Genomic DNA, 14,610 nt, shown 5'->3' on the forward strand with positions numbered 1-14,610 from the left:
ACAACGCAGAAGGGTGACCAGGGATGAAACGACTATTAGCACTGCTCGGTGTGTTCGCGATGATCGGCCTTGCTGCGCCTGCGTACGCCGAACCCCCGCCCGTGCCGGATGGCGACGACGGAGGCTTCGTCGCGGCGCTGCAGCAAGCCGGTTTCAGCTTCTCCAATCCCGGTTCGGCCGTCGCCGCCGGACGGGCGGTGTGCTCGTGTTTGAATAACGGCGAGTCGGGCCTGGAGCTGGTTCACGACGTGAAGACCCACAATCCGGGCATGGACATGGAGATGGCGTCCAACTTCGCGTTGATATCCGCGAAGTTTTATTGCCCCCACCAACTCTCAAAGGCGTGAGCCGGGAGCGGCTGCCGGTCGCGAAGGCATTGCTGTTCAAGCGATCTGAGTAACGTCTCCCGCCGCTGCGAACATCGCCGCAACATGGGACAATCATGGGCCATGAGACTGCTGCTGCTGGTGCTGAGCGTCGGTGTTTCGGCCGCGATCGGAATGGCCCCTCTCGCGCATGGCGACCCGGTGACACCCGGCGGCGACGAGGCCGGTTTCCTTGCGTCGCTGCGGAGCGCGGGCATCACCTACGCGACCCCCGAGGCGGCGATCACGTTCGCCAAATCGGTGTGCGTGTCGATGGGCGACGGCGAAGTCGGCCCTCAAATGGTTGACGAACTGAAGAGTCAAAACCCCGAGCTCACCAACGAACGCGCGACATCGTTCTTGGCGATCGCGGCGAAATACTATTGCCCGCAGCAACTTAACCGACAGTAGCCGCGCGTCCGGCACCGCCGCACGTCGGGTGACCGCGGCGCAACCAATTGTCGGCGCGCAGGTTTCGCCGATGTGGCCGCCCCGCGCCCGATTTGGCCCGGGTCCATCTGCCGTTCACCTCCACGTGTTTAGCTGCGCCAACCGGCACCACGCCGGGGCCGCAACCGGAATCGCCCGGTGTGGCCGGGGATACTCGACGGCGAGTCAGGGGAAGGAGTGTGTCGTTGGAGACGCTGAGCGCTCTCGATTTCGTGCTCCGGCTGGGCGTCGGCGTGGGCTGTGGCGCCCTCATCGGCCTGGAACGGCAATGGCGGGCGCGGCGCGCGGGCCTACGCACCAACGCGCTCGTGGCCGGAGGCGCGACGCTGTTCGTGCTCTACGCGGCGGCGACCTCCGACACCAGTCCTACTCGGGTCGCCTCCTATGTCGTGTCCGGCATCGGCTTTCTCGGCGGTGGCGTGATCCTGCGGGAGGGCGTCAACGTCCGGGGCCTCAACACCGCCGCCACCCTGTGGTGCTCGGCGGCGATCGGTGTGCTGGCCGCGTCCGGGCACCTGGTGTTCGCGCTGATCGGCACCGGGACCGTCATCGGCATCCACCTGCTGGGGCGCCCGCTGGGCCGGCTGATCGACCGCGACAACAGTGCGGAAGAGGACGAGAGCCTGGTGCCCTACCTCGTGCAGGTGGTCTGCCGTCCAAAGCAGGAGAAGTACGCGCGGGCCCAGATCGTTCAGCACGCGAACAGCAATGACATCACGCTTCGCGGCATCCATACCGGCAACCCGGACGGCGATGAAGTCACGCTCAGCGCCCACCTGCTGATGAACGGCGACGCCCCGGCCCGGCTGGAGCGGCTGGTGGCCGAACTGTCACTGCTGCCCGGGGTCCGCGCGGTGCAGTGGTACGCCGGGGACGAAGCGCAGTCCGACGATCGTCGCTGAGGGCCGGACGGCCATCGCCGCGCTCGTCGTAGTCTTACCTGTGTGAGTGCCCTGTCCGGCTTCCTGTCCGCCCTGCCGCCGCAGATGCGGGATCCGGTGCTGTTCGCCATCCCGTTCTTCCTGCTGCTGTTGACTCTCGAATGGACCGCGGCCCGGAAGCTGGAACACCTCACGGCCGAGGCCGCCGACACGGCGCGGCCGGCGTCAGGGGCGCACCGGACCCGCGATTCGGTGGCGAGCATCTCGATGGGGCTGGTGTCGGTGGCCACCACGGCCGGCTGGAAGACCCTGGCCCTGCTCGGCTACGCCGCGATCTATGCTTACGTGGCGCCCTGGCACCTGTCGGCGAGGCATTGGTACACCTGGGTCGTCGCGATTCTCGGGGTGGACCTGCTCTATTACGCGTATCACCGGATCGCGCACCGCGTGCGCCTGATCTGGGCGACCCACCAGGCGCATCACTCCAGCGAGTACTACAACTTCGCCACGGCGCTGCGCCAGAAATGGAACAACAGCGGCGAGATCTTGATGTGGATTCCGTTGCCTCTGTTGGGCATTCCGCCGTGGATGGTGTTCTTCAGCTTCTCGCTGAACCTGATCTACCAATTCTGGATTCACACCGAGCGGATCGACAAGCTGCCGCGGCCGTTCGAGTTCTTGTTCAACACTCCGTCGCATCACCGGGTGCACCACGGGATGGACAAGGTGTACCTCGACAAGAACTACGGCGGCATCTTCATCGTCTGGGACCGGCTCTTCGGGACGTTCCAGGCCGAGCTGTTCCGGCCGCATTACGGCCTCACCAAGCGCGTGGACACATTCAACATCTGGACGCTGCAGACCCGGGAATACGTCGCGATGGCCCGCGACTGGCGTTCGGCGACGCGCCTGCGCGATCGGTTGGGCTACGTGTTCGGCCCGCCCGGCTGGCTGCCCCGGGCGGCCCGTCACGCCGAGGCCGGCGCCCCGGTCGTGACCTCCCTGTAACATTTGCGCAGGCCGGCGCGAAAAGCTGAACGTGGAGGAACGGTTACGCCGTAACCTCACCCTCCCGTCGGTATCGGCCCGATGGATCGGAGTTCATGGTGCATCGTCTGGCAACGCGCACGTTCGCCGCGTCGGCTGCGGTCGTGGCGCTCAGCTCCTTTGTGCCGGCGGCGCCGGCCAAAGCCGACGTCGTGGTGTATCCGGGCATGGAAATACGCCAGGACAACCGCGTCTGCACGCTGGGATACGTCGACCCCGGCCTGAAGATCGCGTTCACCGCGGGGCACTGCCGGGGCGGGGGCAGCGGTGTGGTGACGGATCGGGGCGGCGCCGTCATCGGCCGGATGGCGGCTTTCCGGGACAACACCCCCAGCGGAACGACGGTGTCCACCAGCCAGGTGATCAACGACTACGAAGCGATCGTGCTGGACAACAGCGTCACGGCGAACAACATCCTGCCGGGTGGCCGGCCGCTGGTCTCGGATCCCGGCCTGACGCTGGCGCCCGGGCAGCCGGTCTGCCATTTCGGTGTGATCACCGGTGAAACCTGCGGGACGGTGGAGAGCGTGAACAACGGCTGGTTCACCATGTCGCACGGCGTGCAGAGCCATAACGGCGATTCCGGCGGACCGGTCTATCTGGCGCCCAGCGGCGGTCCGGGACAGATCGTCGGGATCTTCAACAGCGTGTGGGGGGACTTCCCGGCCGCGGTGTCGTGGGGGGCCACGTCGGAGGAGGTCCGCGAGGACCTCGGGGTGCGCGACAACGCGCGTTAGTGGCGGTCAGCCCACCGGGGTCAACGCGAACACCGGGATCGAGGGCGCGGCGGCGCGGAACTGCTCGTCGGTGCTGTCCGGGGTCAGCCCGGCGACATAGTCCTTGACCTGCCAATACCATCTGGCCAGGTAGCCGCGCAGCAGCTCGGGCTTGGCCGCGTCGTCGACCTCGTCGGCCCGCAGCCGACGCCGCCGCCAGCGGGGACCCACCTCGACGACGGAGGAGGCCCGGACGTTGCGTGCCCACTGCGTATTGCCGCGCGGCGACACCAGGTACTCGACGCCGCCGACGGTCAGCAGGTTTATCACCACCGCGCGCTGTCTGCCGGTTTTGCGGCCGCGGACGTGCAGCGCACGGGTGCCCGCGATGCTGATTCCCGCCTCGGCGAGCCAGCGGATGACCCCGTTGGCGACGCGGGCGGCCCGATTCGGTTCTTCATAGCGGGTGGACATGGTGCGGCCTCTCAGCGAATCCTGGTCAAATTTACGAGAGCGGTGCTCTCTCTCGTGAAGACGCTGCCACAACGCACCGCGGAAAGCAAGAGCAGTGTTCTCGGTTGTGTCAGACTGACCGCGTGGGCAAACGCCAGGAATCGCGGGAGCAGATCGAGGCACGCATCATCGAGCTGGGCCACCGCCAGCTGTCGGAACGCGGCGCGGCCGGATTGTCGGTGCGGGCGATAGCCCGCGACCTGGGCATGGTGTCTTCGGCGGTGTACCGCTATGTGTCCAGCCGCGACGAATTGTTGACCCTGCTGCTGGTCGACGCCTATTCCGACCTGGCCGACGCCGTCGATCGCGCCCGCGCGACCGTCGGAGACCTCTGGAGCGACGACGTCGTCGCCATCGCGCGGGCGACCCGCGGCTGGGCCGTCGCGCACCCGGCATGCTGGGCCCTGCTGTACGGCAGTCCCGTGCCCGGGTATCACGCTCCGCCGGAGCGCACCGTCGCGGTGGGGACCCGGGTGGTCGCGGCGCTGTTCGACGCGGTGGCGGCCGGGATCGCCACCGGCGATATCCGGCTGACGAATGATCTTGCGCCGCAACCGACGTCATCCGACTTCGAGCGGATACGTCACGAGTTCGGGTTCCCCGGTGATGACCGGGTGCTCGCCAAATGCTTTTTGCTGTGGGCGGGGGTGCTGGGTGCGATCAGCCTCGAGGTGTTCGGGCAGTACGGCGCCGATACGCTGACCGACCCGGAAGCCGTCTTCGACGCCCAGCTGCGGCTGCTGGTGGATGTCCTGACCCAGCACTGAGCCTTGCGTCCGCCGCGGGCACAGCCAGAATTAGAACGTGTTCACTCGGGCATTCGCCGGCCGGAGCGGCCCGTCTTGGCAAAGTTGATCGGGCCCTTTCAGGCGGCCCGGCGACTGGACTATTGTGCGAGGCGATGACGCTTCCCGTTCAGTCGCCGACGCAGATCGCCTGGGTCACCGCCGACCTTGATGCCACCGAAACGGCCCTTACCGGCCTGTTAGGTGTGCGCAAGTGGGTGCGCATACCCGATGTGCATTTTGCTCCGGACGCGTGCAGCTACCATGGCCGGCCCGCCGACTTCTTTGCCAGCATCTCGCTGAGCTACCTCGGCGACATGCAATTGGAACTGATCCAACCGGTCCGCGGCGAGAACATCTATAGTGACTTTTTGTCCGATTGCGGGCCGGGTCTGCACCACATCTGCACGGAGGTCGAAAGCCCCGAGCGGCTGGAGGCGGCCGTGACCGAGGCCGCCGACAAGGGTGCCGCGGTCGTGCAGCGGGGCGTGATGCCCGGAGGCATCCAATTCGTCTACCTGGCGGCGCCGCAGGCGGGGGTGCCGTATCTGGAGCTGGCATACATTTCGCCCGAAATGCGGGCGTTTTACGACTACATCAAACAAGAGCAGCAGTGAGCCGCGTCGGCGACGACGCGGAACTCAGCGACGAGGAGGAGTGGCGCCAATGAGCACGGAGATACCGGCAACAGTCAGCGCGGACGGCGTGACCACCTGGTCGGACGACGTCGACGTCGTGGTGATCGGGTTCGGCATCGCCGGCGGCTGCGCCGCGGTGAGCGCGGCGGCGGCCGGCGCGCGGGTGCTGGTGCTCGAACGCGCGGCCGCGGCGGGTGGCACCACTTCGCTTGCCGGAGGCCACTTTTACCTCGGCGGCGGGACCGCGGTGCAGCAGGCAACCGGTCAAGAGGATTCCCCCGAGGAGATGTACAAGTACCTGGTCGCGGTGTCGAGGCAGCCCGACCTCGACAAGATCCGCGCCTACTGCGACGGCAGCGTCGAGCATTTCAATTGGCTGGAGGACCTGGGTTTCCAGTTCGAACGCAGCTACTACCCGGGCAAGGCGGTGATCCAGCCCAACACCGAGGGGTTGATGTTCACCGGCAACGAGAAGGTGTGGCCGTTTTTGGAGAAGGCCGTGCCGGCCCCACGCGGCCACAAGGTACCGGTGCCCGGTGATACCGGTGGCGCCAGCATGGTGATCGATCTATTGCTCAAGCGTGCCGCCGACTTGGGCGTGCAAATCCGCTACGAGACGGGCGCTACCGAATTGATCGTGGACGGCTCCGGCGCGGTGACCGGCGTGATGTGGAAGCAGTTCTCCGAAAGCGGTGCGATCAAAGCGAAGTCGGTCATCATCGCCGCGGGCGGTTTCGTGATGAATCCCGACATGGTGGCCGAGTACACCCCGAAGCTGGCCGAGAAGCCGTTTGTGCTCGGCAACACCTACGACGACGGTCTGGGCATCCGGATGGGTGTATCGGCCGGCGGTGCCACCCAACACATGGATCAGATCTTCATCACGGCGCCGCCGTACCCGCCGTCGATCCTGCTGACCGGGATCATCGTGAACAAGCTCGGACAGCGTTTCGTTGCCGAGGATTCCTACCATTCCAGGACTTCCGGATTCATCATGGACCAGCCGGACAGCGCCGCGTTTCTCATCGTCGACGAGGCGCATCTGGAACATCCCAAAATGCCGCTGGTACCGCTGATCGATGGATGGGAAACAGTTCCGGAAATGGAAGCCGCGCTTGGCATTCCGGAAGGCAACCTGGTAGCGACGCTGGACAGGTACAACGCCAACGCCGCCCGCGGTGAGGATCCAGATTTTCACAAGCAGCCGGAGTTCCTTGCGCCGCAAGACAAGGGGCCGTGGGGCGCGTTCGACATGTCATTGGGCAAGGCGATGTATGCCGGTTTCACCATCGGCGGCCTCGCGGTGACGGTCGACGGCGAGGTGCAGCGCGCCGACGGCAGCGTGGTGCCCGGCCTGTACGCCGCGGGCGCGTGCGCGTCCAACCTCGCCCAAGACGGCAAGGGGTACGCGAGCGGGACCCAGTTGGGCGAGGGATCGTTCTTCGGCCGCCGCGCCGGAGCGCACGCGGCCCGGCGGGCCGGGGCAGCGTAGGCGCGCAACGACACAGCGCCGGAGCGCACGCGGCCCGGCGGGCCGGGGGAGCGTAGCCGCGCAAAGACACCGCGCGGGAGCGCACGCGGCCCGGCGGGCCGGGGCAGCGTAGCCGCGCTACGGCGCCGCCGCGAACTCCACCATGGCCTCCACGGTGGGACGATAGTGCTCGATCGGTGGGACGCGCCGGCCGGAAACCTTTGCCGCGTCATCCCAGCGGCGCAGCCGGCAAGCTTGGCCGGCGTGGCGCAGACGGCCGAAGTGGACGATTTCCTCGGCATTCATCGGTCCGCCCTGTACCCGCAGACTTTGCACCGAGGCGGGCGAAAGGCCGCAAGCGTAGGACGGATCGGTCGCGACCAGGTAGCGCTTCGCGGCGACGTGCAGCGCGATCGGTGCGGTCACGGCGGGCGGGAACCAACGACCGAGGATGCTCGCGGCGACAACTTGGTGTTTCTCGTCGCCGTTCAGGAAGTCGCGGTTGCCACTGTGTTCGTCGACCACGAGATGACCGAGGTCATGTAGTAGCGCCGCGATTACCATTGCGGCGCCGGCATTTTCGGCGTCGGCGAGGGCGGCGCACTGGGCTGCGTGTTGAGTTTGGGTAACCGCGTCGTCGTAATGGCTGTCACCACGCTCGGCGAACAGCGCGAAGATCTCGTCGGTCACAGCTCTCGCCGTGGTGAGACGTGTGTGCGGCCAATGTGGTCTGGTTGTCATCTACTGGTTCTTCTCGGTGGGGGCGACGCCGCGGAAGTGGCCGATGAGGCTGAGTCGTTGCGCCCCGCGGTCGCCGGCGAGGGTCGCAGCGGACAGCGCGGCGCGCTTGTCGCGGTAATAGGTTTCGTGCAAGTCGCCCAGGGAGGCCGCGTTATAGGTGAGATACAGCGCCCGTCTCGAGGCGGGCGACGTGTTGGGCGCGCTGCGGTGTGGCGTGTGGCTGTGAAACCACACCAACGAACCGGCGGCCACGGAACAGGGTTGCCATGTCAGCTCATCGGCGATGCCGGGGTGGATGCAACCGTCTCCGTCGGTGCTCAGTAGTTGGTGGTGCATACCGGGCACGAACTCGAGGCATCCGTTCTCGACGGTCGAATCGTCAACCGCGAGAAGGCAACTGACGCTGACGGTGATGTGGGGATACGCGCGGGCGTCCTGGTGGGCCGCGAATCCGGCCCCACCGGGGTGCTTGTAGTTGATCTTCTCCTTATAGAGGACGGCGGGCTCGCCGAGCAGCTGGCCGGCCATCGCCGGAATGGCGGCGGTGGTCAACAGCGCGCGCAGATGATCGTGACACGGCGAAAAGTTCTCCGTGCGGGCACGCCGAACCAGCCCGCCGATCTGCTCGTCGTGCTGTAGCCAGGGCACGCCGGGCTCGTCGGGCCATCGCTCGACCTCTTCGACCCAGCTCTGCAGGCGGGTCACGCCTTCGCCGGACAAGAACCCGGGTAGCACCAGGTAGCCGTCTCGGCCGAACGCGTCGAGTTCGGCCGGGGAAAGGCGCTCCGCGGGCTGGAGAACGTCGGTGGCGAGGTGGCGGTGCGTCGGCATGCTGTCCCTTCGGTGCTCAGAGCTTCCGTGACGGACCGTAGCAAGCCATGGAATTTAGTTTCAAGCTACGATGTAGGCAGGAATGAAACTTCCATCCTTTGTTCACCCGCAATTCGGTAGATCGTTTCATCGCCTCGTTACCGTCGCCGCATGACACAGACCCGGAGTCACCCGGCCGAGGCACCAAGCGTGATCGACGTTCTGGACAAATCTCGATTTCAGCGCTTCCACTACAAGGCGATCGTGGTCTCAGGTGCGGGATTTTTCACCGACGCCTACGACCTGACCGTCATCGGTACCGCCCTGCTGCTGATCAAACCGGAATGGGGGTTGAGCACCGGCCAGGTGGCGATGTTGGGCAGCAGCGCCCTGATCGCCTCGGCGATCGGGGCCATCCTGTGCGGCAGGCTGTCCGACGTCTTGGGGCGCAAGCGCATGTACGGGCTGGCCGCCCTGGTCATGACCCTCGCGGCCATCGCCTCGGGCTTGTCACCGAACTTCATGTGGCTGCTGGTATTTCGCTTCATCCTCGGTATCGCCATCGGTGGCGACTATCCGGTGTCGGGCGTGATGATGACCGAGTTCGCCAACGTCGTCGACCGCGGCCGGATGGTCGCGTTGATGTTCTTCAGCTACGTGCTGGGCTCCATCGCCGGGCCTGCCGTCGGCCTGCTCTTGCTGGGATCCGGGCTGGACCACTCGTTGACCTGGCGGTTGCTGCTCGGCCTAGGGGCCGTGCCGTCTCTGCTGGTTGTCTATGCCCGCTCGAAAACGCCGGAGTCGCCGAGGTTCCTGGCCGAAATCGACGAGGAGCGGGCGGCCTCGGACCTGACCACGTTCAGCGGGACCACGGCGGTCGCCACCGGCACGCCGCCGGCCCGCCGCACAATGCGGCAATGCCTCACGGCACCCGGCGTCTGGCGGGCCGTGCTCATGACGGCCGGGGTGTGGTTCCTGTTCGACATCGCCTATTACGGCAACACCATCAGCGCGCCCCTGCTGGTGAAAAACGTTGCGCCGCACGCCTCCGCGATGGAAACGGTCGCCGTCAACCTGGTGTTGTACGCGGCGTTCACGGTGCCGGCATTCGGCGTCACGATCTGGGCGATCGACAAGATCGGCCACATCAGGCTGCAGGTCATCGGGTTGATCGGGATGGCAGCGGGGCTCGCCGCCATTGCGCTGGTGCCGGCGGTCAGAAACAACGTCGGGCTCTTCATCGCCGCATATGGGCTCAGCAGCTTCTTCGTGTGGTTCGGGCCCGGCGTGGCGACCATGCTGCTCTCCGCCGAGCTGTTCGCCACGTCGATTCGCGCGACCGCGCACGGCTTCGCCGCGGGCACCGCCAAGATCGGGGCGTTCGTGGGCGCGATCACCTTTCCGCCCATGCTCGCGGCGTGGGGATTGCAGGGCACCGAACTCGTCGCGGCGGCGTGCTGCCTGGGGGCCGCAGGCTTGTCCTTCCTGGTGCCCGAACCGCGCGGGCGATCGCTCGACGACATCGCCTCGACCGGACGCGACGATCGCACGCCGGCGACCGCCGGTCTGGCTCTACCCCAACCCGCGGCGTCCGCCGTGCCATGATTCACCCATGACGACCACCGATCCCCGGCCTCCGACGGGATCGGTGGTCGCGCATATCCGCGCGGCGTTGCCTAACCTGACCCCTCGGGCGCGGACGATCGGTCAAGCGGTCCTGGACGATCCCCGGGCGATCATCCACATGACGGTCAGCGACCTCGCGGAGCACACCGCCACCTCGGTGGCCTCGGTGGTGCGGTTCTGTCAGGACGTGGGCCTGCGTGGTTACGCAGACCTGAAGATCCGGCTGGCCGCCGACACCATTCCCGCCGAAGAGGCCCTGCCCGAGGGCCTCAGCCCGACCGACGACGCGTTCACGGTCTTGAAGAAGGTGCTCGCCGATTCGCAGGCGGCGGTTGCGGGAGCCGCCGACACGATCGACAGCGCAATGTTCGAATCGGCGGTCGTCGCCCTGGCCGGCGCGTCTCACGTGCTCTGTGTCGGAGTGGGGACATCCGCGCCACCCGCCCAGGACGCCGGATATCGGTTGCGCACAATAGGTTTGAGCGCGGAAGCGCCCGCGGACGGGCACGTTCAACACGTCGCGGCCCGACTGCTCAAGCCCGGCGCGGTGTGCCTGTGCTTCAGCCACACGGGTCAGACCAGCGAGTCGCTGATGGCGGTGGAAGCGGCCCGCGATGCCGGCGCCACCACCATTGCCATCACCAGTTTCTACCGCTCGCCACTGAGCGCACTGTGCGACATCGTGCTGGTGGCGGGGGCCAAAGAGACCGACTTCCGCGTGGAAGCCGTCACCAGCCGCATCGCGCACATCGCGGTGTTCGATGCCTTGCACGCCGCGGTCTTCCTCAAGACGTCGCGGCGGGCGGGCGAGGCGCAGCGGGTCACCGCGGAAGCCCTTACCCGGCACCGCATTTAGGCGCTACACCTGCGCGGGTTCCTTGTCGACCGGGCCCAGCTGCCACGGGCCGCCGCCGAGCAGGTGCAGCTGCTGCTCGTGGTGCTGCTCGACGGTGGGCCGGTGACTCACGCTGACCATGACGCACTCCGGCAGCTCGGCCCGAATCAATTGATACAGCGCGAATTCCAGGCCCTCGTCCAGCGCGGAGGTGGCCTCGTCGAGGAAGACCGCCTTCGGCTCGGTGAGCAAAATGCGCGCGAAGGCGACCCGCTGCTGCTCGCCGGGGGAGAGCACCTTGGCCCAATCGTGGTCTTCGTCCAGCCGGTTGATCAGCGGCGCCAGCGCCACCTTGGTGAGCACGTCGCGCAGCTGCTCGTCGGAAACATCGTCCGGCGAATTCGGATAGGCCACCACGGTGCGCAAGTTGCCGAGCGGCACATACGGCAGCTGCGACAGGAACATCGTCGCGTTGTCGCCGTCCGGACGGCACAGGGTCCCCGAGGCGTACGGCCACAGTTCGGCCAGGCTGCGCAGCAGCGTCGTCTTGCCGGCCCCCGAGCGGCCGGTGATCACCAGGGTGTCGCCGTGGTCGAGCTGGATGTCCAGCGAGTCGACCAGCTGGTCGCCCTCCGGCGTGCGCACCTCGATGCCGCGAAGCTCGACCGCCGTCTCTTCACTGGGTTTGACGAGAATGGCGGGCAGCGCCCGGCCCTTGCTGTTGGCGTCCACCAGCCCGTGCAGTCGGATGATCGCGGCCCGGAAAGAGGCGAACGCGTCGTAGTTGTTGCGGAAGAACGACAGCGACTCCTCGATCTGCCCGAAGGCCACCGCGGTCTGGGTGACATCGCCGAAGTGAATCCGGCCGGCGAACAACCGCGGCGCCTGAATCACCCAGGGCAGCGGAACGATCGCCTGCGTCATCGACCAGTTCCATCCGTTGAAGATGATGGTCCGGCGAACGAACCTGCGGTAGTTGTCGATGATCGGCGTGAAGCGGCGCCACAGCTGTCGGCGCTCGACCCGTTCACCGCGGTAGAAGCCCACCGCCTCGGCCGCATCGCGCAGGCGGACCAGCGCGTAACGGAAGGCCGCATTGAGCTTTTCGTTGTTGAAGCTCAGCCAGATCAACGGGCGTCCCAGCCAGAACGCCACCACCGTGGCCACCAGCACGTAGACCAGCACCACCCAGAACATGGCGCGCGGCAGGTTGACACCGGCAACGGTCAGGTCGCCGGACAGGTTCCACAGGATCGCGGCGAACGAGATCACCGAGGCCATCGCGTTGACGGCTCCGAACAGCAACGTGTTGGTCGTACCGTTGGTCGGTGCGTTCGGAGTGCCACCGGCGTTGGCGGTGAAGATGTCGATGTCCTGCTGGATGCGCTGGTCGGGGTTGTCGATGGTGTTGTCGATGAACAGGTCCCGGTAGTACGCCCTGCCCTCGAGCCAGTCGTCGGTGAGGTTGGCGGTCAGCCAGACCCGCCAGGCGATGACGAAGCGCTGGGTCAGGTAGATGTCCGCCATGACGCGCATAACGAACAGCGTCGCGAGCAGGATGAAGATCGCGATCGACATCCAAAAGCCATGTACCCCAGACTGTTTGATCTTGTCATTGTCCGCCGCCATGCCCTGCACCGCGATCTGCACCGCCGTGCTCAGGTCGTTGGACTGATAGCTGAGTAGCACGTTGAGGCGTACGGACAGGACCACCGACAGCAGCAGCACGCCGAGCATCAGCCAGACCTTGATGCTGGCCGAGCCGACGAAGTATCCCCGGGTGATCCGCCAGAACTGCTGGCCCCAGGGGGTCAGGTAGCGCAGGGCAACCAGCACGACCAGCAGGCAAACCGCGCCGATCACCCACGCCATGGCGAGCCACCGCAACGAATCCATGGTTGCCGTCGACCAGTCGATCGATGGCGTGAACGGCTTGGGGCCCACGGTCGGTCCCTCCTTAACGGGCGTGGTCGGACTGTCCTCGACTTCAAATCCTTCGGCGAAGGTACCCGACGGATCTGGTTAGGCTGCGGTCATGACTACCGACGCCGTCCCCGCACAAACATTGCACGCCGGCCGGCTTGTCGCGCGGCGTCTGCGGGCCAGCGGCGTCGACACCGTCTTCACGCTGTCGGGCGGCCACCTGTTCTCCATCTACGACGGCTGCCGCGACGAGGGCATTCGGCTGATCGACACCCGCCACGAGCAGACGGCGACCTTCGCCGCCGAGGGGTGGTCGAAGGTGACGCGGTCGCCGGGCGTGGCCGCGCTGACGGCGGGGCCCGGCATCACCAACGGGATGAGCGCGATGGCGGCCGCGCAGCAGAACCAGTCGCCGCTGGTGGTGCTCGGCGGACGGGCGCCGGCGCAGCGCTGGGGCATGGGCTCGCTGCAGGAGATCGACCACGTGCCGTTCGTCGCGCCGCTGGCCCGCTTCGCGGCCACCGCACAGTCGGCGGACGACGCCGGCCGGCTCGTCGACGACGCGCTGCGCGCGGCGGTCGGTGCGCCGTCGGGCGTGGGGTTCGTCGACTTCCCGATGGACCATGCGTTCTCCATGTCCGACGATGACGGCCGGCCGGGCGCCCTCGTCGACCTGCCGCCGGGCCCGGCACCCGACGGCCAGGCGCTGAGCCGCGCCGCCGCGCTGCTGTCCGCTGCGCAGCGTCCGGTGATCATGGCGGGCACCAACGTCTGGTGGGGGCGCGGGGAAGCGGCCCTGCTGCGCCTCGCCGAGGAACTCCAGATCCCGGTGCTGATGAACGGGATGGCCCGCGGCGCGGTGCCCGCCGACCACCCGTTGGCGTTCTCCCGGGTTCGCGGAAAAGCGTTGGGGGAGGCCGACGTTGCGCTGATCGTCGGCGTGCCGATGGATTTCCGGCTGGGTTTCGGCGCGGTGTTCGGGGCGCAGACCCAGCTCATCGTGGTGGACCGGGCCGAACCCGAACGCGGCCACCCGCGGCCGGTGCAGGCCGAACTCTACGGCGACCTGCTGACCATCCTCGCGGCCCTGGCGCCCGCCACCGGGACCGACCACCGGGACTGGATCGGCGAACTGCGAACCGCCGAGACCGCGTCGCGGGCCACGGAGCAGGCCGAGCTGGCCGACGACCGCAGCCCGCTGCACCCCATGCGGGTGTACGCGGAGCTGGCACCCATGCTGGATCGCGACGCGATCGTCGTGATCGACGCGGGCGATTTCGGGTCGTACGCCGGGCGGGTGATCGACAGCTATCAACCGGGGTGCTGGCTGGACAGCGGCCCCTTCGGCTGCCTGGGATCGGGCCCCGGCTACGCGCTGGCCGCCAAGCTCGCCCACCCGGACCGTCAGGTGGTGCTGCTGCAGGGCGACGGCGCGTTCGGCTTCAGCGGCATGGAGTGGGACACCCTGGTGCGGCACAACGTGCCGGTGGTGTCCGTCATCGGCAACAACGGCATCTGGGGGCTCGAACACCACCCGATGAAGGCGCTCTACGGCTATTCGGTGGTGGCCGAGCTGCGTCCGGGGACCCGCTACGACGAGGTCGCGCGGGCGCTGGGTGGCCACGGCGAACTGGTTGCCACGCCCGGCGAACTGCGGCCCGCGCTGGAACGCGCCTTCGCCAGCGGGCTGCCCGCCGTCGTCAACGTGCTCACCGACCCCGAGGTCGCGTATCCACGCCGCTCGAACCTCGCCTGAGGTGCGTGCGCTCCGCGCTGCCGCCGACTGGGCTTGGGCCCGCGCGACAAGCC

15 protein-coding genes are annotated in these 14,610 nt (G+C 67.3%); 11 read left to right on the plus strand and 4 right to left on the minus strand.

From position 1 onward, the window contains the following. Positions 1-23: 23 nt before the first annotated feature. The 5 genes from B9D87_RS05610 (at position 24) to B9D87_RS05630 (ending at position 3,480) form a co-directional block, all read left to right on the plus strand. Complete coding sequence (locus tag B9D87_RS05610; RefSeq protein WP_040629878.1) at positions 24-347, plus strand: DUF732 domain-containing protein; 324 nt, start codon at positions 24-26, stop codon at positions 345-347. 111 nt (positions 348-458) lie between these two features. Next, entirely contained in the window at positions 459-776 is a 318-nt protein-coding gene (locus B9D87_RS05615; RefSeq protein WP_415623632.1) for a DUF732 domain-containing protein, read from the plus strand. Positions 777-1,000: 224 nt separating this feature from the next. Continuing rightward, positions 1,001-1,717: an MgtC/SapB family protein gene (locus B9D87_RS05620; RefSeq protein ID WP_007771401.1), complete on the plus strand. Its 717-nt coding sequence runs from the start codon at positions 1,001-1,003 to the stop codon at positions 1,715-1,717. Between the two features lie 42 nt (positions 1,718-1,759). After that, positions 1,760-2,704, plus strand: a complete 945-nt coding sequence (locus tag B9D87_RS05625; RefSeq protein ID WP_040629876.1) for a sterol desaturase family protein — start codon at positions 1,760-1,762, stop codon at positions 2,702-2,704. Positions 2,705-2,799: 95 nt separating this feature from the next. Next, positions 2,800-3,480 (plus strand): Rv1815 family serine proteinase, encoded by a 681-nt coding sequence (locus B9D87_RS05630; protein ID WP_007771398.1) that lies wholly within the window; start codon positions 2,800-2,802, stop codon positions 3,478-3,480. 6 nt (positions 3,481-3,486) lie between these two features. Here B9D87_RS05630 and B9D87_RS05635 read toward each other — a convergent pair whose 3' ends face one another. Further along, positions 3,487-3,933: a nitroreductase/quinone reductase family protein gene (locus B9D87_RS05635; RefSeq protein ID WP_007771397.1), complete on the minus strand. Its 447-nt coding sequence runs from the start codon at positions 3,931-3,933 to the stop codon at positions 3,487-3,489. 122 nt (positions 3,934-4,055) lie between these two features. Between B9D87_RS05635 and B9D87_RS05640 the strand changes: the two genes are divergently transcribed. From B9D87_RS05640 to B9D87_RS05650, 3 genes are all read left to right on the plus strand, one after another. Continuing rightward, positions 4,056-4,739 carry a TetR/AcrR family transcriptional regulator gene (locus tag B9D87_RS05640; protein ID WP_202950004.1) on the plus strand — a complete coding sequence of 228 codons (684 nt, stop codon included), beginning with the start codon at positions 4,056-4,058 and terminating at the stop codon, positions 4,737-4,739. A 134-nt stretch (positions 4,740-4,873) separates the two neighbouring features. Further along, positions 4,874-5,374: a VOC family protein gene (locus tag B9D87_RS05645; RefSeq protein ID WP_007771394.1), complete on the plus strand. Its 501-nt coding sequence runs from the start codon at positions 4,874-4,876 to the stop codon at positions 5,372-5,374. Positions 5,375-5,423: 49 nt separating this feature from the next. Beyond that, positions 5,424-6,887, plus strand: a complete 1,464-nt coding sequence (locus B9D87_RS05650) for an FAD-binding protein (protein ID WP_007771393.1) — start codon at positions 5,424-5,426, stop codon at positions 6,885-6,887. Positions 6,888-7,004: 117 nt separating this feature from the next. On the opposite strand, the gene B9D87_RS05655 is transcribed toward B9D87_RS05650, so the two are convergent. Together B9D87_RS05655 and B9D87_RS05660 are read right to left on the minus strand one after the other, a co-directional pair. Further along, entirely contained in the window at positions 7,005-7,556 is a 552-nt protein-coding gene (locus B9D87_RS05655) for an HD domain-containing protein (protein ID WP_007771392.1), read from the minus strand. A gap of 51 nt (positions 7,557-7,607) precedes the next feature. Then, positions 7,608-8,438, minus strand: coding sequence for a phytanoyl-CoA dioxygenase family protein (locus tag B9D87_RS05660; protein WP_007771391.1), 831 nt, complete (start codon positions 8,436-8,438; stop codon positions 7,608-7,610). Between the two features lie 150 nt (positions 8,439-8,588). On the opposite strand from B9D87_RS05660, the gene B9D87_RS05665 reads away from it, so the two are divergent. After that, positions 8,589-10,022, plus strand: a complete 1,434-nt coding sequence (locus B9D87_RS05665; RefSeq protein ID WP_052002483.1) for an MFS transporter — start codon at positions 8,589-8,591, stop codon at positions 10,020-10,022. A gap of 7 nt (positions 10,023-10,029) precedes the next feature. Then, on the plus strand, positions 10,030-10,899 hold the full coding sequence (locus B9D87_RS05670; protein WP_007771389.1) for a MurR/RpiR family transcriptional regulator: 870 nt from the start codon (positions 10,030-10,032) through the stop codon (positions 10,897-10,899). 3 nt (positions 10,900-10,902) lie between these two features. On the opposite strand, the gene bacA is transcribed toward B9D87_RS05670, so the two are convergent. Then, the gene (gene bacA / locus B9D87_RS05675; protein ID WP_007771387.1) at positions 10,903-12,822 is read right to left on the minus strand and encodes a vitamin B12 ABC transporter pemease/ATP-binding protein BacA; all 1,920 of its coding nucleotides are present in this window, start codon (positions 12,820-12,822) and stop codon (positions 10,903-10,905) included. A 91-nt stretch (positions 12,823-12,913) separates the two neighbouring features. Between bacA and B9D87_RS05680 the strand changes: the two genes are divergently transcribed. Then, the gene (locus B9D87_RS05680) at positions 12,914-14,557 is read left to right on the plus strand and encodes an acetolactate synthase (protein ID WP_007771385.1); all 1,644 of its coding nucleotides are present in this window, start codon (positions 12,914-12,916) and stop codon (positions 14,555-14,557) included. Positions 14,558-14,610: the final 53 nt, after the last annotated feature.

Origin of the sequence: Mycobacterium colombiense CECT 3035 (genome assembly GCF_002105755.1) — a bacterium.
In the GTDB taxonomy this organism is placed as follows: Bacteria; Actinomycetota; Actinomycetes; order Mycobacteriales; family Mycobacteriaceae; genus Mycobacterium; species Mycobacterium colombiense.

What these genes read in the sequence shown, in the direction of transcription:
- B9D87_RS05660 (WP_007771391.1), bottom strand. Translation starts at nt 8,438, where the DNA reads ATGCCGACGCACCGCCACCTCGCCACCGACGTTCTCCAGCCCGCGGAG.
- B9D87_RS05670 (WP_007771389.1), top strand. Translation starts at nt 10,030, where the DNA reads ATGACGACCACCGATCCCCGGCCTCCGACGGGATCGGTGGTCGCGCAT.
- B9D87_RS05630 (WP_007771398.1), top strand. Translation starts at nt 2,800, where the DNA reads ATGGTGCATCGTCTGGCAACGCGCACGTTCGCCGCGTCGGCTGCGGTC.
- B9D87_RS05645 (WP_007771394.1), top strand. Translation starts at nt 4,874, where the DNA reads ATGACGCTTCCCGTTCAGTCGCCGACGCAGATCGCCTGGGTCACCGCC.
- B9D87_RS05650 (WP_007771393.1), top strand. Translation starts at nt 5,424, where the DNA reads ATGAGCACGGAGATACCGGCAACAGTCAGCGCGGACGGCGTGACCACC.
- B9D87_RS05665 (WP_052002483.1), top strand. Translation starts at nt 8,589, where the DNA reads ATGACACAGACCCGGAGTCACCCGGCCGAGGCACCAAGCGTGATCGAC.
- B9D87_RS05610 (WP_040629878.1), top strand. Translation starts at nt 24, where the DNA reads ATGAAACGACTATTAGCACTGCTCGGTGTGTTCGCGATGATCGGCCTT.
- B9D87_RS05635 (WP_007771397.1), bottom strand. Translation starts at nt 3,933, where the DNA reads ATGTCCACCCGCTATGAAGAACCGAATCGGGCCGCCCGCGTCGCCAAC.
- B9D87_RS05680 (WP_007771385.1), top strand. Translation starts at nt 12,914, where the DNA reads ATGACTACCGACGCCGTCCCCGCACAAACATTGCACGCCGGCCGGCTT.